At 66.0% G+C, this 19,875-nt stretch carries 11 protein-coding genes; 1 reads left to right on the top strand and 10 read right to left on the bottom strand.

What is annotated here, in order from left to right:
- Positions 1-12: 12 nt before the first annotated feature.
- The 4 genes from ABT299_RS30405 to ABT299_RS30390 all read right to left on the bottom strand — a co-directional run bounded on the left by ABT299_RS30405 (position 13) and on the right by ABT299_RS30390 (position 2,991).
- Positions 13-213 carry a helix-turn-helix domain-containing protein gene (locus ABT299_RS30405; RefSeq protein WP_500252827.1) on the bottom strand — a complete coding sequence of 67 codons (201 nt, stop codon included), beginning with the start codon at positions 211-213 and terminating at the stop codon, positions 13-15.
- An 11-nt stretch (positions 214-224) separates the two neighbouring features.
- Complete coding sequence (locus ABT299_RS30400) at positions 225-791, bottom strand: hypothetical protein (protein WP_500252826.1); 567 nt, start codon at positions 789-791, stop codon at positions 225-227.
- 224 nt (positions 792-1,015) lie between these two features.
- Positions 1,016-2,515: a relaxase/mobilization nuclease domain-containing protein gene (locus ABT299_RS30395; RefSeq protein ID WP_500252825.1), complete on the bottom strand. Its 1,500-nt coding sequence runs from the start codon at positions 2,513-2,515 to the stop codon at positions 1,016-1,018.
- 35 nt (positions 2,516-2,550) lie between these two features.
- Positions 2,551-2,991, bottom strand: a complete 441-nt coding sequence (locus ABT299_RS30390; RefSeq protein WP_500252824.1) for a plasmid mobilization protein — start codon at positions 2,989-2,991, stop codon at positions 2,551-2,553.
- A 796-nt stretch (positions 2,992-3,787) separates the two neighbouring features.
- Here ABT299_RS30390 and ABT299_RS30385 point away from each other — a divergent pair.
- Positions 3,788-4,960, top strand: coding sequence for a phosphorothioated DNA-binding restriction endonuclease family protein (locus ABT299_RS30385; protein WP_500252823.1), 1,173 nt, complete (start codon positions 3,788-3,790; stop codon positions 4,958-4,960).
- A 137-nt stretch (positions 4,961-5,097) separates the two neighbouring features.
- Here the strand turns inward: ABT299_RS30385 and ABT299_RS30380 are convergent, their stop codons facing one another.
- The 6 genes from ABT299_RS30380 to ABT299_RS30355 form a co-directional block, all read right to left on the bottom strand.
- Entirely contained in the window at positions 5,098-7,188 is a 2,091-nt protein-coding gene (locus ABT299_RS30380; RefSeq protein WP_500252822.1) for a DEAD/DEAH box helicase, read from the bottom strand.
- Positions 7,188-8,501 (bottom strand): BREX system ATP-binding protein BrxD, encoded by a 1,314-nt coding sequence (gene brxD / locus ABT299_RS30375; protein WP_500252821.1) that lies wholly within the window; start codon positions 8,499-8,501, stop codon positions 7,188-7,190. Before brxD ends, ABT299_RS30380 begins: the two co-directional genes overlap by 1 nt.
- A 24-nt stretch (positions 8,502-8,525) precedes the next feature.
- The gene (gene pglZ / locus ABT299_RS30370; protein ID WP_500252820.1) at positions 8,526-11,441 is read right to left on the bottom strand and encodes a BREX-2 system phosphatase PglZ; all 2,916 of its coding nucleotides are present in this window, start codon (positions 11,439-11,441) and stop codon (positions 8,526-8,528) included.
- Positions 11,441-15,352: a BREX-2 system ATPase PglY gene (gene pglY / locus ABT299_RS30365; protein WP_500252847.1), complete on the bottom strand. Its 3,912-nt coding sequence runs from the start codon at positions 15,350-15,352 to the stop codon at positions 11,441-11,443. The genes pglZ and pglY overlap by 1 nt, the downstream gene beginning before the upstream one ends.
- 38 nt (positions 15,353-15,390) lie before the next feature.
- Positions 15,391-18,978 carry a BREX-2 system adenine-specific DNA-methyltransferase PglX gene (gene pglX, locus ABT299_RS30360; protein WP_500252819.1) on the bottom strand — a complete coding sequence of 1,196 codons (3,588 nt, stop codon included), beginning with the start codon at positions 18,976-18,978 and terminating at the stop codon, positions 15,391-15,393.
- A gap of 478 nt (positions 18,979-19,456) precedes the next feature.
- Positions 19,457-19,693 carry a hypothetical protein gene (locus tag ABT299_RS30355; RefSeq protein WP_500252818.1) on the bottom strand — a complete coding sequence of 79 codons (237 nt, stop codon included), beginning with the start codon at positions 19,691-19,693 and terminating at the stop codon, positions 19,457-19,459.
- Between the last annotated feature and the right edge of the window lie 182 nt (positions 19,694-19,875).

The following is a 19,875-nucleotide window of genomic DNA, read 5'->3' as shown; positions in this document are numbered from 1 at the left end:
TCCGTATCCGGGCTACGCACTGCTGTTGCTAGACATAAGGCGTAGGAGGTCGGCGGTGACTACTCGGTAGGTAGCGCCTATGCGGATGACCTTGCAGGGGAAGCGGTTCTCGCGGGCTAGTTGGTAGGCGCGGGTTCGGCCAAGGCCGAGGGCTCGGGCGGCGGTCTCGATGGTGGTTGTGGTGGGGAGGGCGGCGAGCTCCTCGTGGGTCATCGGCTCCATGCTCAAGCCTCCCCGGGGCTCGGGCGGCGAGTGAGGATGAAGCGGTTTCGTTCGCCGGTGAGAGATGGTGCGAGGAGCGTCGGATCGGTGATCGGCCTGGGGAAGTCGTTGGCCGCCGCTGCTACTCCGGCGTCGTCCACGTGGGTTTTGCCCTCGATGGTTGGGGTCGCTTCACGTCGGCGGGTGGCGCGGGAGTGGACGGCGTTGATGGCCGATTGGGCATCGCCGAGGGCCGCGCAGAGGGCTCGGGCATACTGCCTGGCTTCGGCTAGAGCTTGGCCGTGACGGCTTAGGACGTCGGCGAGGTCTTCGGCCTGGTCGTGGCCGAGGCGGTCGGCTTGCAGCTCCCGGAGGAAGAAGCGGTTGATCTGGTCGAGGAGCTGATCGAGGCCGTAGGTGGCTGCGCTGAGGTTGCCTAGGATGGCGTACGCGGTGCCGGGGAGGGTGAGGCTCGGAACGCCGGCCGTGGCGAGGTTGAGCTGGCGGACGTGTTCGTAGAGGTTGCTCGCGAGGTCCGCCGTTTGGTCGTCGTTACGAGCGGTAGCGGGAGCTTGCCTGTGGTCGGTCATGTGAATGTGTCCTTGTAGATACGGGGCCCACTTGGGGGCTGTGGTCGGTCATGGCTTCGCCTCTCTTGCGTGGTGGGCGTGAGGTTGTGCAGCTCTGCTGGCGCAGACGCTGCACCGATGCACTGCTTGCACATTGTTGGCGCCGTTTACGCTCCGTAGTATGCAGAGGCGTCGATCTTTGTGCCAGGACCAGGACGGCGTGGCGCCGGGGTTGCGTGGTCGGGTTACCGTGCTGGGCCCCGGCGGTGGGGGCTGGGGTGCGACGGTGTGGGCGCGGTGGACCGGTACGGGATGCCTGCGAGCTGGTCGCTAAGGGGTACGGGGAAGGCTGTGGCAGCGAGGCGCGCCGCGTTCTGCTCCGCCGTGTAGTTCGGCGGTGTCCGTGGCAGCGTGGGGGAAGCTGGCCGCGGAGTTGGTCGGGTGAGTCTGCTGAGTTGGGCGGCAGCCTTGCGGGCGGCAGCTGCCTGGGCAACGCGTTGCTGCAGCTGCCGGTACTCTGCAATCGCCTCGATCAGGGCGACGAGTTGCACGACCAGGTGGGCTAGGACGCCAGCGAGGCTTGGACGGTTACCGCGTTGCCCCCGGATACCGGATAGAGCCAGTGCTCTGGCAGCCCTGCGAAGGTTCGTGCCGTAGGGAGTCAAGGGTGGTTGGCGTCCGTAGGGTTCGCGAGCTGCGCGGTCGTAGAAGTCGGCGGCACGGGCGAGTTCCCGGTTTCCTGTGAGGGCCGCAGTCACGTGTAAGACGTCGGAGGTTGCGGCTGCCACGTCGGCGCGGACGGCCGGGTCCTGGATATGACGCATCTGCCAGGTGGCCGTCGCGGCGGCTCGGGCGGCCTGCTGGTAAGCAGCGGATCGCTCCTCGTGGGTCAGCTCCACCCCGCCGAAGGGGCGACGATCGAAGCGGTTACCCTCGTGCGGCGCCGACCAGCGCTCGCGAAGTTTGGGGAGCGTGAGGTTGGGCGCGAGCTTCTTGCCGGAGAACCAGACTGGTTGGTTCTCCTTGTTGTTGTGATGTGGGAGCGCAACGGCGTAACCGGTGATCTCCTCGGGTGTGCGGGCACTGTGGCGGATCTTGACCAGCACTCCGGCATGTTCGAGTGCAGTGAAGAAGTCGTCCTCGTTCTCGGCTCCGGCGGCTGCGGTGGCTACGAGTCGGCGGAGGGTGGCGCGGGGCGGCTCAGCCCAGTTCTTTCGGTGAGCAAGTTCGGTCTCGGCTCGGGTTGGTCGTGGGGCTGCTGTCCGGTCTGCGGACGCGGTCGGGGTGAGTTCGTAACGCTTCTCGACGATGTGGCAGGCGTCGGCGACCTTGAAGTAGTCGCGGTGGACGTTGGGGTTGCGTCCGTCCTCGCGCGCCAAGACCGCGACGAGGTGGATGTGGTCGTCGGCATGTCGCACTGCGATCCAGCGGCATGCTTCGTCGTCGCCTCGTGGCGCGAACCCGGTCTGGTGCATCACCTCCTCGGCGATGTCGGCCCATTCGTCGTCCGAGAGGCGCCGGTCCGCGGGGGCGGCGCGGACCGAGCACTGCCAGATTGGAGACGTCAGCGGGGTATGTCGGAGAGTGTCGAGCGGGGAGGTCAGGACTCCGACCAGGTGCCGGAAGTCCCGATCGCCTCTGGCGTCCAGTCCGGGTTCCAGGGCCATGGGGAGTCGGAAGCCCGCGACGAGGTGGGGATTGACGTGTTCGTTGCGCCGGCCGGGGCCGTAGAGGTAGGACAGCAACCGGGCGACGCTCTCACCTCGGGTCACTTTGCCGATCAACGCTGGAGCCGGCCGAGCTCGACGGACGAGGCGTCCACTCTTCGAAGAACGTTCTGCAGGTACGCCAACGCAGCGGGCAGCTCGTGGGGCATCTGTCCCGTCGTGTTCGCGATGCGGGCGAGCTGATTGAGGTTCACGCCGATCCGGTTGAGCTGTCGTGCGATGCCGCGTAGTTCCTCGCAGATATTCGGTGTCAGTTCGTGTCCGAATCTGTGTTGGCGATTGGCTGCTTGTACGGTGTGGACGATGAATGTCCCGTAGGCAGCTCCCGCTTGGTGCGCTGCTTCGCAGATCTCCTTGTATTCCTCGTCGCTGACTCGGAACCTCATCTCCCGGTCCCGCCGACGCCCCTCACCAAGCTGCGAGCGTCGCTGCAGCTTGCGTGATGCGCTGACCTGCTCGTCTTCCGTGGCTCCACCTCCGATCACATCGATCACGACCGCGCCCGGTCGACCCGCCCCGGGTGCACACGTGATGGACCCGCCGCGGGTCCATTGCGTGTCGCGACACGGTCCTACCTTGCAGCCCCTAAGAAGGGACTTGTGAGAGACCGCAAGGTACTTGTCAGCTGCTACACCATCTCCGCCGCTGACCGTATAGACGTGCTAATGAGTGTCGCCCAGTGTCATATGATTCTCATCTTCAACGAACGGCACATAGATTAACTCTCCTCGCGCTCAAACTGGTACCGCGACACTCACCTTCTATAAGCCACGTTAAGAGCTGACCATGGGACATCCCCCTCTCTCTACCGCCGCGCCGGTAGAGAGGGGACGAAAGCTGGGGGACGACAAGTTGTCGCAATTAAGATCGCGACAGTGGTGCCCAGCAGGCCGGCTCAGCATCGGACGCGCCGCCGCACAGCCCGGTCCGTGCTTCGTGCGCCGCCGGCCAATGATCCGTCCGCAACCGGGCCGGGGCAGTCCGCCCGGCGAACGCCCGGCGGACGGACAGCGGACCGCGGACGGATCGCGGACGGACCGCGGACAAAGGCCGGTCAGGGTAGTCGCCGCAGCACCGGGGCATGGACCTCATGCGTCACGCCCTCTGCCCGCGTGGCCGCCCGAGCACCCCTTGTCAGCCACATCGCCCCAGGCAAGTACAAACCGGATCAACTCGCCAGATCACCGGCGTCGATGACGCAGGCCCCAGCGCATGGTGGCCTGCTGGCCTGTTTAGCAGAACCAAGTAATCAAAAGAACATTCGTGTCATATCGGTCGTACCATGCCTACATGGATCTCTCGGTGATCACACGTGAGGCAGTCTTCGACGCGATCGCCGAGTGTGACCAGCTCGGACGTGACCGCTTCCTCGAGCAGTACGGATTCGAGCGAGCCCGTCGATACTTCCTTCGTCACGACGGCATCTACTACGACTCCAAGGCCATCGTTGGGGTGGCTTACCGCTACGTGGCAGGGGACCCGCTGTCCGCCGGCGACTTCTCTGGCGGGCAACAAACCGTCGGCCGGCTCCTCACACGCTTGGGTTTCGAGGTCGTCGCCGACGAGCCACCCTCACCTCAGCAGCGCCTCCTTGAACTCCTCGGAACGCTACGCGTCGCGAACACCCCGGACGGCCCCGCTCGGCATCAACCCATAACCCTTCTTTGGGCGCTGGGACGAGCAGCACACCATCGTCCGCGCCTTGTCCCGTGGCAAGACGCACACCCCGAGCTACGCGGTCTCATGCGCGAGTATGGTCAGCCAACCTCGAAGGCGACTCCTGAGTTCCCCGTCCTTGCCCTTGCTCGCACGGACCTGTGGGAACTTCAAGGCCACGTTGGGCCCATCCCGCCTGCACACGGCAAACCGATCACCTGGCTCGAAGAGCAGAACCCGTTTTGCGGCCTCAAGGCTTGGGCGTATGAGTTCGTCGCGCTCGATAGATCCACGCGGTCGGACGCCGTCAAGATGCTCAGCGCCATGTCCTTCGAAGGCAAGCTCCCCCAAGGGTTGCTCGAGGAAGTTGGTCTGCGTCAGGCAGAGCCGACCGCCGTAACGCCACCTCATGGTCCGAGTCCGCTGGAAACCTACCTACGCCTCTGCCGGACGATCGAAGCCGCAGAGGCACGTGGCGACCACGATCGCATCAGAAGCACCACCCGCGAACAGCCTGTACGCTCCGCGGCCGCGGTCAAGGCCGTCCTGATCCGAAGCGCTGGGCGCTGCGAGAACCCGACGTGCACCGGTCAGCCGAATGACGTCACCAAGAACGGCAACCCCATCCTCGAGGTCGACCATGTCCAGGACCGAGCAGCGTGGGGTCGCGACCACCCGACCCAGATGATTGCTCTCTGCCCAAACTGTCACGCCATCAAGACACGAGGTCGAACAGGTGAGCAGCTAGCAAAGCTTCTCCTCTCGGAGGCTCGAGCGAGACATAATGCTTGGGTGTACGAAAGCTAGCTCAGGTGCCGTCGCGGTCCGAGAAAGTGCTGCCTTCAGCCTGGCATGACGGTCCTTGGAGATCAGGCCACGTCCGTGCTCGGCGGGGCCGGAATCCTAAGACCCCAAGGCTAACCGGGGTTCAAAATTCATCGGGCTCAGTGCAAGACAGTGAAGCGCGTGGTCTCGTCGAGCACCTTCGCAGCACCGTCTAGGTCGGCGAGTCTGGCCGCCACGGTCGCAACCGCGAGATGGTCGGGGAGAGCTGCCGAGAACTTCAGACCCCGGACAGCCCGAGGATCGACGTCAGGCAGCACGAGGGGCGCCTCAGCCTGCGCCGCTTTCCACATATCAGATGTTAGCTCCTCACGGAGCCTCACGTAGAAGTCCGTGGGACGCTGGATCTGGTCGGTAACGGACGACATTGTGGCAGCCAGTGTGGCATTGGCTCGGTACCCGGCCCATGTCCACCAGCGGACGTCGCTGCCCGCTCGGGTGATGATCGGGCCGGCGGGGTGAACGGACTCGGATGCGATCTCGCCCCGCATCTGCTGCAACCGCGTGCTCGCCCTCCCTGTGAGCGCGATGGGAGGGTCGGTGCCCAGCAGGACGTCACGCATGGCACGGGTGAGGTTGAACGACAGTCCCGCTATGCCGCCGGCGGTCCATTTGGCGATGCCGCCGCCTTCGGCTGGTTCCACGAAGCAGCGGCGCCGCTTCCAGTCGATGTAGGTGACTTGCCAGCTTCGTCCGGCGAGGAGGAGGCGCCGCGGACCGGGGCGGTCCTCGGTGAGCACGGACGGGTCGGTGCGACCGATCTCCGCGCGCCCCGACAGGACGGTGAACTGTGGCGGCGCCGTGAAGGAAGCGGTGAGGTCCATGAAATGGCGGTGGCCGAACCGTTTCTCTGCTTCGGGGCCGATGAACAGCATGCCGTCGTCTTCGTCGAGAAACCCTTCTGCGACGAGGTGGCGCAGGATCGGCTCGCCGGAACGGTCGAATGGCGGCAGGCCATTCCAGTGTTCCGACCAGAGCCTGTTCCCGATCCGGCGTTCCTGGAGCGCGACGGCAAGGATCTGTTGCGCGACCAGGTGGCGCGGCATCGGCGGGGCGGCGACGTCCTCGACCCACCCTCGTCCCCACAGCAGGAGAAGTCCTGCAGCCTGCAGGAGTGCGCGTTCCTTGGTTGCGAGGAAGAGGCAGGACCGTTCGGCTCCGGCGCGCCGACCTGTGCGGCCCAATCGTTGCAGGAAGGAAGCCACGCTGGCGGGGGAGTCGATCTGGACGACGCGGTCCAGATCGCCGACGTCAATGCCTAGTTCCAGCGTGGACGTGGAGACGATCACGCAGTCACGTGCTTCGGCGAAGGCCTGCTCCGAGCGGTGGCGTTCCCCAGCCGACAAGGAGGCGTGGGAGAGGAAGGTGGTGACGTCGCGGGCGCGTAGGGCGGCACCGAGCTGCTCGACCTGGCTTCGTGAGTCACAGAACACGAGGCGTTTCTCGCCGCGGTGCAGGGACGCGATGACCTTGGCGGCATTCTCGATGGAGCCGACGTAGTCCAGTTCGATCCGAGCGATCGGCGCCGCGGTCGGCGCGTCGGCTTCTGGGGCAACGACCCGGGCAGGTCGGGTCCCGGCTCCAGCGCCTTGAAGCCAGGTCAACAACTGCTGAGGGTTCCCGACGGTCGCCGATAGGCCGATCCGCTGGATGGGGCGGCCGGTGATGCGGGTGAGCCGTTCCAGGACGGCGAGCAGGTGCCAGCCGCGATCGTCTCCGGCGAAAGCGTGGACCTCGTCGACGATCACGGCACGGATTCTGCCAAGCACGTGGGAGTGGTCGGTCTTGAAGCTGATGAGCATCGCCTCGAGCGACTCAGGCGTGGTCAGCAGGATGTCCGGGGGATCCATACGGATGCGTCGCCGCTGAGATTCGCGGGTGTCGCCGTGCCAGAGTCCTGCGCGCCGGCCGAGCCACTGCGCGTACTGGTCGACGCGGGGCGCGAGGTTGTTGAGTAGCGCCTTGAGTGGACACAGGTAGAGCACCGAGATGCCGATCCACTCTTGCTCGGCCATGGCGGTGAGAATCGGGAACACCGCCGCCTCCGTCTTGCCGCCCGCGGTCGGTGCCAGTAGGAGAGTGTCGTCGCCGTCGAGGACCGGTCCGACTGCCCGACGTTGCAGGGGGCGCAGGTCGGGCCATCCGAGCGAGTTGACGATGTGATGCAGAACGACGGGGTGCAGCCGTTCCATCACACCTCCAGCTGGATGTCGTCCGCTGTGAGGTTCCGTTCCACGTCGGTGAGCTCGGTGCCGGAGACGGTGAGCTTGTAGTGGACCCGGGGATCGAAATCGGAGAACTGGTCGATGCGGTCCAGGACGTCACCGACGAGTTTCTTGAGGAACAGCCGCGGTGCGACGCCGACCTTCCCGCCGAGTGCGCCGCCGACGGTGCGAGCCAGGTCGGCGATGTAGGTGTCGTCGGCGAGCGCCTTGATCCGTTCGGGTGCATCGGCTCCCGCCGCGTAGAGGTCGCGGATGGTGATGCCGAGCCCGGTCAGCGATTCCAGGGTGAAGCCGGGCAGTCGGACCTGGACGGCCCGAGGGTTGTCGAAGCGCGGGTCGGTGGTGAAGTCGGTCGCGAGCCGCTGCGCGAGTGGTGCGAGGCGTTGCACGCCCTGCTGCCCGTCATAGAACGCCGGCGTTCCGGTGATCACTAGGTAGAGGCCAGGAAAGCGGCCGGCGTGGATCTCGTCGATGAGCTGCCGTAGCGCGTTGAGCGCCTTGTCTCTGACGTCGGAACGGACCCGCTGCAGCGTTTCGACCTCGTCGAGCACCACCAGCAGACCTGGATGCCCGCCATCCCGCAGGACGGTCAGGAGACCTTGCAGGAAGCCGAGCGCGCCGAAGTGGTCAAGATTTCCCCGTACTCCAGCGCTGTGGCGAGCGGCTGCGGCGACGTGCGGCTCTCCGCCGAGCCACGCCAGGATGGCTGCAGCGGTGGCCTCGTCGCCCGCGGTGAGAGCCGCCCGGTAGCCGCGCAGCGCGGTCGCGAACGACTGCGCCTGCCGTGACACCTCCGCGAGCCGCGCCGTAAGCAACCGGTCGACCTCGCCGGCCAGGTCCTCTTCGGACGCCCCGGCCGCCAACGCGTCCTCTTCCAGCGCGTAGAACCATGCGTCGACCACCGGCCGCAGCGCGCTCGGCGGGAAACTCGCGGTGGCAAGCCGTTCGGTCAGCCGCCGGTAGACGGTTTCCAGCTTGTGAAGCGGCGTCTCGGTCTCGGAGATCTGGATCTCGGCGACGGCGAAGTTGCGGCGTTTCGCGCGTTCGCCGAGCCACCGTGTGAAGAAAGTCTTGCCTGATCCGTACTCCCCGCGGACGGCTTTGAAGACCGATCCGCCGGACGCGACCGTGTTCAATTCTCCGTCAAGCGCGGCCTCGAAGCGGTCGAGCCCGGTGGCCAGCAGATCCAGTCCGCTTTCCGGTACCGCGCCGCGGCGGAGCGCGTCGATGACGGCACGCCGGCGGACAATACTGACCTGGCTGGATCGTGCGGTGCTCACGCCCACCAGTGTTCCACCACCCCGTCACCGCACGTCGAACTGCTCGCGCAGCAGGACGGTGTTCAGCCGTAGCGTGCGGCCGTCCGGCAAAGTTTCGAGGACTTGGACGCCGTCGTAATTGAGCACCTGGCCGAGCACGGCGGCGAAGCCGTCGGCGCGGGTGGTCGGGTATCCGGCCCGTTGCGCCAACGCGGTGACGGGAAGCGTGCCGGTATCCAGCAAGGCCCGCACTGCGGCCTCGATCTTGCCGAGGGGCGGCTTGCGCGCCACCAGGCTCAGCTGCTCCTGGAAGGTCTCCGACGCGAGCAGTGCGGTCGCAAGGTCGTCCGGCGCGGGCGCAGGCTCGGGTTCCGGGACCGGTACGGCTTCCGGCTCAGGGAGGACCTCGTGCTGTTGCGCCTCTAGGTCGAACAGCGCGTCGGTCGACTCCTTCACCATCACGGAAGCAAGCGGGTGCACCGCAGCCGGTTCGGCCGACGCTTGCGCCAGAGGACTGAGGGACTCGGCTTGCGTCTGCTCGGTCTCCAGCCGCCACCAGGCGGGACGCTGGTCGCCCAGTTCCCGCCATCCCTTGGGGGGCGCGGAACGGAACGGCAGGAATGCCAGAACGGGGATCGCGAACTCGGCAGGCGACGCGCCGCCGTGGTAGCCCGCCCGCTGCGCTGTGTACCGCAGGTCGCGATCCCACAGCGCCACGATCTCACCGTCTGGGGCATCCCTGACGACGCGCGGCCCGGACAGCGTGACCTCGCCGTCAACGAGCGGCCCACCGGGCAGGCGGTATCGCGCCGAGACGATGTCAGCACAGTCGAGCCTGGCTCCGCGGCGGTCCACCACATGCCCGTGGTCACTGGTGAGGAGCACCGCCATGCCGCGTTCGGCGGCCTCCCGCAGTAGTTCCCTGAGTTCACCGATGTGTTCCAGCCGCCAGGTGGCGTCGCCGAGCTTCTGTTCCTTGGCGAGACGGTCGTCGATGGTGTTCAGCACGACCGCGATGTGCGCGGTCTCGTCCTTGAGGGCGTCGGTCAACGCCTCGCTGAACGGGGATCCGGCGGTCTCGCCGCGCAAGTCGTCCTTGTGGAACACGGCGGCCTTCGCGCTGCCCCAGAACCGGTGCTGGGGGAACAACCGCTTCTCGTCGGCCTGCCCGCCCGTCATCAGTTCGGCGGCGAACAGGGAGGTCCGCGATACCGCGGTCACGGTGGGAAGGGCAGCCGCCATAGCCCGCCGCCGGGGCAACGTGCTGGACGTGTCGGGCATCGGATCGTACTCGGCCCAGTTGCGGCGCAGTTCCTCAGCGAGTTCGGCGGCAATGCCGGCGCTCATGCCGTCCAGCACCAGCAGCAGCACGCGGCGCGGCGATTTGCCCGTCACCACCGGCTTGACGACCCGGGGCAGGAATGTCTCCACAGTCAGCATCGACCCCGGCCCGGAACCTGCGACCGTCCACCTTTCCAGCGCCTTGGCGAAGGAGCGGTCGATCTCCTTGCGGGCCTCGCGCACCCGCTCGCCGATCAGGTCGTAGGCGGACTTCAGCGCAGGGTCGGGGTCGCCACCGGCTTCGATGTGGTCGAGGGCCTGGTCGGCCCAGCCGGTCTCGGCTACGTGCCGATCGATGCCCGCCGCGACCGTCGGCACGTCCCCCCTGGCCGAGTCGGTGGCTGGGCCGGTTGCGAGCCAGTGGACGAGCCGCGCCGCCATCCGGGCCCGTCTGGTTCGGACCCGCGCATCGTGGCCGGTGGCCAGACTGTGGTCCTGCACGGCAGCCAGGCCGGCCAGAATCGCGTCGAGGTCCCTTCCCTGCAGCGCATGGCCGAGGGAGGTGAAGCGCTCGTTCAGACCTTCGGGCAGCACGGTGCTGTGCCTTGCCTGTTGCTCAATCCCGAACTGTCGGGAGAGCTCGGAAGCTCGGCCGAGTACCCGGTCGGTGGTCCGCCGGGCCGCACGCCCGACCTCGCCCTCGTCGGTGTCGCCAGCCGCGAGCAGGGCCGCGACGAACTCCTGGCAGGCCCGGCCGAACGTGCTCAGGAAGGTGTCCAGAGCCTCTCCGGTGGCGGGCAGCGGGTCACCCAGCCAGCGTTCGATCCGGCCGCGGGCCCTGTAGGTATCGGTGTCGGCGGGTGCGTCCAGCCACAGAGCCGCGCAGAGCAGTCCGAACGGCACCGCATCAGGGCCATGATCGGCTTCCACGAGGGAAAACAGGACCCGCCCGGCCGCTCCAGCCTGCTCCGCCTCACTCAGAAAGGCGATCAGCCCTTCGCGTTCGGGGCGGCGCAGCGCCCGCAGTTGCTCCGGCCCGCCCGGGGCGAGCGACCAGCGCAGCAGCATGCGGATGTCGAGACTGTCCGCATCGGATGGCCCGGCGCCTGGATCAGCGTCGCCCGGGCCGGCGGCGTCGGAGGCGTACCGGCCGAGCCGCAGACGCCGCAGCGCGAGCGATGACAGTGCGACGCGCCGTGACAGCCAACCACCGGCCAGCCGGGGCCATCCGCCCGGCGGCGTGGCGTCAAGGAGCGCTTCGGCCGCCCAGCCTTCGTCGCTCAGCCGCCGGTCGCGCTCCGTGGCACCAAACGTCTCCTGGACGAGGTTCCAGCTGTCGACGGTCTCCACGCGTTTCCGGTGAACACGGGCGAGGATCCCTGGGTCGAGTTCGCTCTCTTCCCGGTCGGTCAGCACGACGAGCACCTGCGGGCCGTCCGCGTCCGGCCCGAGATGTGCCAGCACGAGTTCATGGATCGCGAGTGGCGACGTCCCGGGAACGATCCTGGCCTGCTGCTCGGTGCCCCAGGACAGTTCGACGGGCCCGTCCCACGACGGGACGGCCCGCAGGAGTACGACCCGGCGCTTGGGGCGTTCGTTGATGCGCTTGCGGGCCGCCAGGTACTGGGTGACGGCCGCGACGCTGAGCCGCATCGCACCGTTCCCGGTGGTGACCGGCATCAGTCCACCACGCGCCAGGTGATCTCGATGGCCGCCTCCGCGGGCACTTCAAGCTCCGCGAGTTCGCGACGCAGGTCGTCCGCCGCCCGAGCCGCTGACGTCCGCCGCGTGCCGGACCTGCGCGTCGTTCCGGTTCCCCCGCCTGACGGCGGGTCAGCGGAAACGGGTGGGTGACTGCTTCCATTCCCTAGGTCGACGCCGTCCGGGCCTTTCGGGCCGGGAGGCGTCGGCGGCCCTGGCCGTGGCGGCGTCGGCCCAGGCGGCGGAACCGGGGTCCGGTCGCGCCCGAGAAGAGCGGTGACCTTCCGGCGAGTGTCCTGGAGCGCCGCGACGAGGCCGGCGGTCCGCTCGTCGACGCGCGCCACACCGCGCAGCTCCTCCAGCAGCGCGGCGCCCTCGGCGCCCTGCCTGTCGGCAAGCTCGATGACGTCCCACGCCGCCCCGGCCAGCGCCTGCGCGACATCGTGCGCGCGCTTCATCGACGTTCCGTACCGGTCGGCGGACACCTCGCCCAGGTCGAACCGGGCGAGAGTCTCGACGGTCTTCTTCGCGCCGGCGCTGCCGTGCCCGACCGTTTCCACGGCCTTCAGCAGTTCCACCGACCGGCGGGCGACCTGGAGCCGCCCGCTGTCGTCGGTCTCGTCCAGCTTCAAGAAGTCGGCGCGCACCTCCAGTTGCCGGACGAGGTCCTCTGCGGCGCTGCGGAGTGCCTGCGCCTCCTGGCTGATCTGCCGGGCGAACTGGTTCACCAGACGCCCGCGCCGCAGCGTCGGCGCGGGCCTGCCAAAGATCGTCTCGAAGCGTTCCCCGGCGACCGCCCAGTCCTGCTCGCTCGGCAGCGGCTGGGTGCGCAGCGCGTCGCCGTCCCTGATCTGGGTCAGCTCGGGGGCGGGCGTCAGAGGGACACCACCGCGCACCCACACCCGGTCATCCATCTCGGCGAACGAGGCGACGATCAGGTGCGCGAGGAACGTGTCCAGTCCACGCCGGTGAGGCTCGTCGATCCAGTCCAGCAGGGTGATCAAGCTGAGGTCACCAGTGACGCCCTCGTTTTTCGCCTTCAATCTGAAGTCGTCGGCCCAGTCATGGGACAGCTTGAAGTACGCCTCTCGCTGCGTGCCGAGCCGCAGCGGCTCGACCAGCCGCGCCATCAGCTTGCGGTCCTTCGCGGGAACCTCCGCCTGGTGATCGCGGGCTTCGGCCGCGGTCCGCACGTACCCGAAGACGATTTTGGCGTCGGACGGCTTCACCGCCGTCCCCTTCCTCTCCGGATCGAGGTCGGGATGCGCCGGGAACTGGGCCTCCAGCAGCCGGCCCGCAATGTGCCGGATCGCGTCCCGCAGCGACTGCCCGAACTGCACCTTCAGCTCGGGCAGATCGCTGGGAAGCGGCTGGAAGTGCTGGTCGAACTCCACCTGGACGTGCGCGGCGTCCTTCGGCTTCAGCCCGTACGCCTGCTTGAAAGCGTCCTTGACCTGCTTTTCCAGGGCAGCGCGCTGGCTCTCCAGCAGTCCCTTGGCGCGGTCACGGCTATCGGCGTTGAGGTGCGCCGCGTACTGCGTGGCGAACCGCTGTTCGTCGTCGAGGGCCTTGTCGATGATGACGAGGCGTTCGAAGTCCTCGTAGCGCTGCGCCGAGAGGTGGGTGGGAAGCCACGCGACGGTCCGGGCGGGGTCGCGCTGCTTCTCGCGAAGCTTGCGGATGCGGTTGACGTCCTCGACCGGACCGTAGTTGCTCTCGTCGAAGGGCAAGTCGATCACGATCCGCCAGCGGCCTTCGATCTGCGGCATCAGGTCGTGGTCGGGGAGCTCGTCTTCGTCGGCAACGTTTCCGAAGAGGACTTCGATGGTGCGCTGCGAGCCCTTCCACACCAGGTTCAGCTCGTCGCCGCCGCCGAGCCGGCCCGACGTGTGCTCAACGCCCAGTTCATCGATCAGTAGGCGGCGGGCCAGCGCGCTGCGGTTACCAGGGTTGTTGTTGACCCGGGCGTTGGCGATGACGGAGTCGACGTCCACGCCCGTCAACTCGAGCCGCACACCTGGGTTGGCCGGGGTGCCGGTCTGCTTGATCTCGGGGAACCGGGCCGCCCACTCCTCGATCTTGCTCTTGATGATGCCGACCTCGCTGCCCGGGATCGGCGCGACGACCGAGCCGTGGTTCAGCGCGCCGAGCCGGCGGAGCGTCAGGTCGTTCAGCGCGGGCACGCTCGGAGCGAGCGCGGACAGCAGCAGCGTGCACACCAGGCGGTTGTCCCCGACGAACAGCTTGCACCGCTGTGCCAGCTGCGGGTCGGTGACGTCCTCGGGGTCGTGCAGGTACCGCTGGATGTCCTCCTCGGTCACCTCGTGTGTGTTCAGCAGGTAGGGGCGCAGCTTGGTTTTGTAGAGCTTGTCGGCGGCGGCGAACACCACCTTCAGGTCGTCTACGAACGGCTTGTCGCCACCTCTGGCGATCACCGGGTAGAGGTCACCGAGGGCGATCAGGTCGCCAAGGCGCAGATGGTCGCGGTTCACGGCCAGCAGCTCGCCCATTAGCTTCAGACCGGTCCGGGACCGCTGCAACGCGGACGAGATGTGGACGAGCGTGTCCATGAACGCGGGCGAGAAAGGGTACGTCAGCCGGAACGACTCCTCGTCGGCGCCCGTGGTGCTCTTGTCGGACCCGAGCAGCGTGTCCCAGACATTCGGGCCGAGCGCCTTGGTCTTCTGGAACGCGTCGTCGATCTGCTGGGCGGCCGGGCCGGACGGGCCGCCGATCGGGGTGAGCAGCCGAGCGTGCGCGATCTGCGGCAGGTTCCGGTCCTCCAGCGTGATCCTGTCGAACCGGCCGGACGCCAGGTTCAGGGTGTCCTGGATCGACGCCTCCGCGGCCCCGGACACCTCCTCGCCGACCAGCTCTCGCAGGTCGCGCTGGCGGGCGATGAACGACACGACCGGAATCGCGCGCCGCGCGTCCCCGCCCTCCACGAAGTTGGTGATCTTCCCTGCTTCGCGGGCGACGAGCTTCTGGTCGTGGATGAGCGTCGCCAGCCACAGGACCAGCTCGTCCAGGAAAAGGATCAGCCCGTCGTACCCAAGTGACTTCGCATGCTCGGCGATCACAGAGAGGCCGGCGTCGAGCGAGATGAAGCCGTGCTCGTCCTCGGCGGCCTTCTTGGCGAACCCGGGGAGCAGACGGGTGGAGGCGTCCTGGACCAGCTTGGCGCGCAGTTCCGCGGGGGTCGAGGGGTTCAGCAGGTCGAGCGCGACACCTTCCTCGTGCGACTCCTCAGCGGCCAAGGCCTGGTCGAGCAGCTCCGACGTCCACTCGAACGAGTCACCCCAGTCGTCCTCGCCCTCGTCGTCGCCGCCCGCGCCGAGGCCGTTGATGACGGCCGCATCGCCGTAGTTGGCGCGCTGCTGGCGGATGTCGTCGAACAACGCGTCCGTCTTGTACACCTGGGGGACGGGCGCGTCCGGATGGATCCGCTTGACGTACTCGACGTACCGGCCGAGCACCCGCTGCTCCAGCGACTGCGCACCCAGCATGTGGTACGGGACTAGCAGGAACTTCTTGCCATCGCTCTGGACCCAATCGTGCCGGGTCAGCACAGAGTCGAAATCGCGGTCGCCCCACACCTTCTGATGGCGTGACAGCAGCGCGTAGAGCACCGCCATGAAGTGCGACTTACCGGAACCGAACGAGCCGTGAAGGTAGGCGGCCTTAGATGTGTGCCCGTCCACCGCTGACCTGATCAGGTCGAGGGCCTCGTTGAAGTTCTCCCGGAGGCGGTCGGTGAGCACGTAGTTCTCAAGGGCGCGCTCGGCCCCCTCGGGCGTGGTGGCCTCGGCGAGGCTCAGCACGTAGTCCGAGGTGGAGATCGACTCTTTGATCGGGATCAGTTCGCGAAGGAGCGGCGGCCGCTGTGTCATGTGTACTCCCCCTCCGTCTTTCCGCCGTCTGGTTGCGTCTACTTGGACGCTCTTCGGCCCCGAGCCGGCGGATCCGGCCGCCAGGCCCGCAGGTCGTCGTCGGTCAGGTCGTGCTCGCCCGAAATCTGCTGCCGGTAACCGTTGAAGAACGCGGCGGGGGAGCCGCCGTAAAGCGGATGAATATCGTCGTGCCACTGCTTCAGCCACGGCTGGAGCTCCAGCAGACCGGCCAGGAACGGCATGATCTCCTCGCGGGTGAGCGCCTGGTTCGTGAAGTAGGTCGCGAGGGCCTGCGCCTGCTCCCGGTGATCCCAACCGGCCCACCCGAAAAGCTTCGGCTGGACGCCCAGGGCAGTCGGGTAGGAGATGAAACGCTCCTTGGGAACGTCCAGCTTGCCGCGCGCCCGCCAGTAGGACGGCTTGAGGAAGTCGGCCGAGGAGTACTTGGGCGGGGTCGGGATCGAATCCCGGATCTTCCGCTTGGCCACTTCGTCCTCTGCGGCGTCCTCTTGCCGCTGGAGGTTCCAGACGTGCTCCCAGTCGGACCGCTTCCTGAGCCCGGACGGCTTGTAGCGGAGCTGAGGCAGGAACGGAACGTGCTCCTCGGCCATAAGATCGGCGACGATCCTCGCGAACTCGTCACGAGGCCGGTAAAGCTTGGCGACAGACACGAAGTCGTCGTCCCTGGACAGGATGTCGATCAGCCGGGAGAGATTGACCAGGACCGGCATATCGTTCGCATCAAACCAGTGCTCACGCTTCTCGATCCGGTCGAGCAGCCAGGACCGCAGGGCCTTTTCCTGAAGCGCGTCCCACCCCTCGGTGGCCCACCGCCGCTTGTACTCGGGCCGCTCGATCATCCCGATCGCCCGGGACGTCTCGATCGCTTCGATCCGCTTCTGCACGATCCGCTTGTACGGCTCCGGCCAGTACGAGGGAATCTCCGTGATCGGTGTAGACCCATGCCGCTTGAACCACTCGCCGGACGCCTCGCCCTTCGCCACCCGCCGAGCCAGCACGATCTCGAATGCCCGCTCCCCAAGAGCCAACTCGGGAACATCGCGTTCCGAAGCCCGCAGATCCTCGGGATGCAGGTCATAGATCGAGTAGACCTGCCAGTCCAACTCTTCTTGAAGCGCAATCATCCGCGCCCGCTTGGCCTCCCACTTCGCGCTTGCCTGGCGAAGAGATGAAAGCGTCTGCGGTGCAGAGGTGACAACGGCGGAAGGAGTGGCTGCGGAAAGCTCCTGCGCAACGTCGTCTATCGCCGTCGCGAGGGCGGTGGGGTAGTCGCCTGGGAGCGGGAACTCCAGCAACTTCGTTCCGGTGAACTCATAGCGCTCTTCCCAAGCTTCGCTCTGGATGCCACGACCAAGTCCACTCCCTCCTTTAGCCTGGCTCACCATCTTGAGCCAGAAGCAGGCGGTGGAGCTATTGAGCAGTCCAGTCAGTTGCAGATACTCTTTCCCGCTTGCATCCTTGCGCAACTTCACCACGGGAGCACTCCGATTGAAGACTCTTCCGCCGCAATCTAGAACGAAGTGATTGTGCGTCGCCACGAATGCGAAAGTTATGGTAAGTGGAGTTCGCAGCTTGGTGAAATAGAGTTCTTGCCACTCGTACCATGCAAGACCCTTTTCCACCATGGGCGTTCCGAAGCGTCGACGCTTGGACAAAATATGCCAATAGGGCTGCAGCAGTTGCTTCGTCTCCGGAATTGAATCAAGCGGAAGGGTGCTGAAATTCGCATCGTATACCCATATGGCCCCAACTGAAGACGGCGCCTGGTAGTCACGGATGATGTCCCCTGTCACCAAGGGCATTGAATGCTCTATCCGTAGCCTCCGTGCTGCTCCATTCAATGGCAGCAGGTAGAGTTCATCCTCGCCCGTGACTGCAGAGATGCCAGCATCGGTTGCGATATCTTTTATTGTCGATGTGGAGTTGCGAGCCAATCTCTCCGCCAATTCGAGTCCACCATCAGCAAGGATCCAGGGCTGCTTACTGAAATATCGGACCCGATCGAGGTCGTCCACAGAAACCCATGCGCTAACCGTTCCAGGCCGGTCAATTTGATTTACTATGGCATTCCAAACCAACCCTACTTCGCCATTCTTTGGCAGGGACGGCTCAGCTTGAACACTTCTCACGGTCCGCACAGTCTCCGAAGGAGGACTATTGGAGCGTCGCTTGCCAACAAGAATGATCGTTGGAGTCCCATGGCCTGGAATATAGGCACCAGATGTGTCTATAACCTCCGCCAGTTCAACCTTTTTTGCAAAATAGTCTTCTATGAGCTTCGTGCCGAATTCGCGCTTTGCAAAAGAATTCGCCGTAATCTGTCCGACCATACCGCGGCCATAACCCTCGGCATCGCCCGGCCTTGACAGTTCGAAGAAGCGTTGGGCAAATGGAATCGACAGCGTATACTTTCCAGAGCAAGCATCGTATAGCTCTCGGTACAGCCCGTTCAAGCCCTTGTCTTGGGTTGCAATATACGGCGGGTTCCCGACTACCACGTGATAGCGACCAGATTCCAGTATTCTATGGTGCTCGCGAATATCTTCGGTTGCATAAGAAAAACTGGTTAGCAGGTCTCCGGTCTGGTCACTCGCGAGTGTTAGTTCAAGCTGGCGATCCTTGATAAGAGAATCCCCAACAGCTAGATGGATAGGCCACTCATACTTGGCAGCTTCGAGCAGAGTACGAACATTGGTTGTGGCCATCGCGGCCACCAGAAGACGGAAGCGGGCGATGGCGATGGCGAACGGGTTGATGTCCACACCGTGGACGGAGTCGAGAGCTGCGCGGACTCGCTCATGGAGATCTCGGCCAGGCTGCCGGTCGTTCCAGAGGCGGACCAGTCGACGGAACGCTCCGAGGACGAAGTGGCCAGAGCCACAGGTCGGGTCGATCATCTTGAGTTCTTCGTAGCCGAACTCGCGGATCGCCGGATCCATGGTGCGGTCGAGGATGAACTCCTCCACAAACTCGGGAGTCTGGAGGAGGGCATACGTCGAGCGTGCCGACTCGGAGAGATCTTGATAGAGGTCGCCGAGGAAGCGGGTGTCCCAGCCCTCGGTCCCGTCGTCGTTCAGGGGGTCGGTGAAGTCGTGGACCAGGGAGCCATCTTCACGCGTCTTCCAGAAGGCGATCAGGACACCGGCGGCGTCGTGGCTGATCGGGATCTGGAAGAGCGGGTTGTGATCGGGGTCGAAAAGGAGCTTTCCGGCCTGTCCTTTACCCAATTCGGCGAAGGCACGTTCCAACCAGCCACGGTAGGTCGGGTCGTCGTCCTCTTCCACGTACGCCTCGTAGCGGGCGCGGGAGAGGTCGTGGCGGTCGGCCTCGGGAGCGGCCAGATAGGGCTCGGGGATGAGGCGGTTGTCCTCGCAGAAGCGGACGAAGACCGTGCCGAGGACCCACGCCACCGCTACCTGGGTGATGCGCTCGTCCAGCCAGGAGTTCCATGTCGTGGCGGTCCGGCCGAGCTTGCGTGCTTGATCATATTCGACTCGAAGCCGGGAGTTGATCTCCGGCAAGGCCCTGACCTGCTGCGACAGGTCCTTCTCAAGGGAGGTGACCTGCTTTTTCAGGTCGGCGAGCAGGGCCTTCCGATCGATCACGTAAGCCGTCCGATCAGCTATTGAACTCTGGTTGACTACCCAAAGCACACGCTATCGTCGGATGGCCTCACGTTTGGGTGATGTGACCCAATTCGTTATTTCAATCAGCACGCTGGTCATCGTCCGCCTGCACCAGTTCGGCCCGCAGCTCGCAACGCGTCCGATATCTGTGCGAAGAGGGCGTTCGAGGTGACGGCCTCTCGCAGGCAACCGCCCTGCGCGGTCGGTATGTAGGCCCACCAGTGACAGGTGTAGAGCCCCCACCAGCAGCGGACGCCCGGGAAGTGCTCCTCGATGTCCGCCACGGCGGGCGACTCTCGGGACTGGGACTGGGGTGGGGGTGAGCGGTGGAGCGGCGCGGCCGGGGTGCCCGGGGGGACGCGCACCGGACGCGCCGCTTCCACTTCCTTCCACGGAACCGCCCTGGGGGTCGCGGTCCCTTCCGGTGGCTGGGCCGCACGGTAGTACGGCTGTTCCATCACCGGAGTCCTCCTCGCGCGGCGGCCCGTTCGGCCTCCGCACGCAGGGCGTCGCGGAGCGCGGCAGCGTCCGAGCAGATCACTGTCGGGTAGATGCCGGCGGCTGGGTCGTGGAGGCTGGCGACCCAGTCGCCCAGCCGCCCGTCCCAACGAACCGCCCGCCAGATCCGGTGACCCGTGAATTCGTTGCGAAGACCATCAAGTTGTTGATCCTCGTGATCGGATATCTCGCTCACGCTCGACCTCCGCCCTCTGCGTTTCCTTGAGACAAGCATGAGTGCCGCGAGTTATCTTCGCTACGTTCGCGCACGAAATTCACCAGGAGGAGGTGGCGATGAGTGCTCGAGACATGCTCGATCCAGCCGGTTCCCTGTGGGACCTCATAGCCGTTCAGCTGCGAAGACACCGCGAAGAGCGA

It is taken from the genome of Spirillospora sp. NPDC000708 (genome assembly GCF_040299565.1).
GTDB lineage: Bacteria > Actinomycetota > Actinomycetes > Streptosporangiales > Streptosporangiaceae > Spirillospora.
This window is presented reverse-complemented; position numbering and strand designations above follow the sequence as displayed.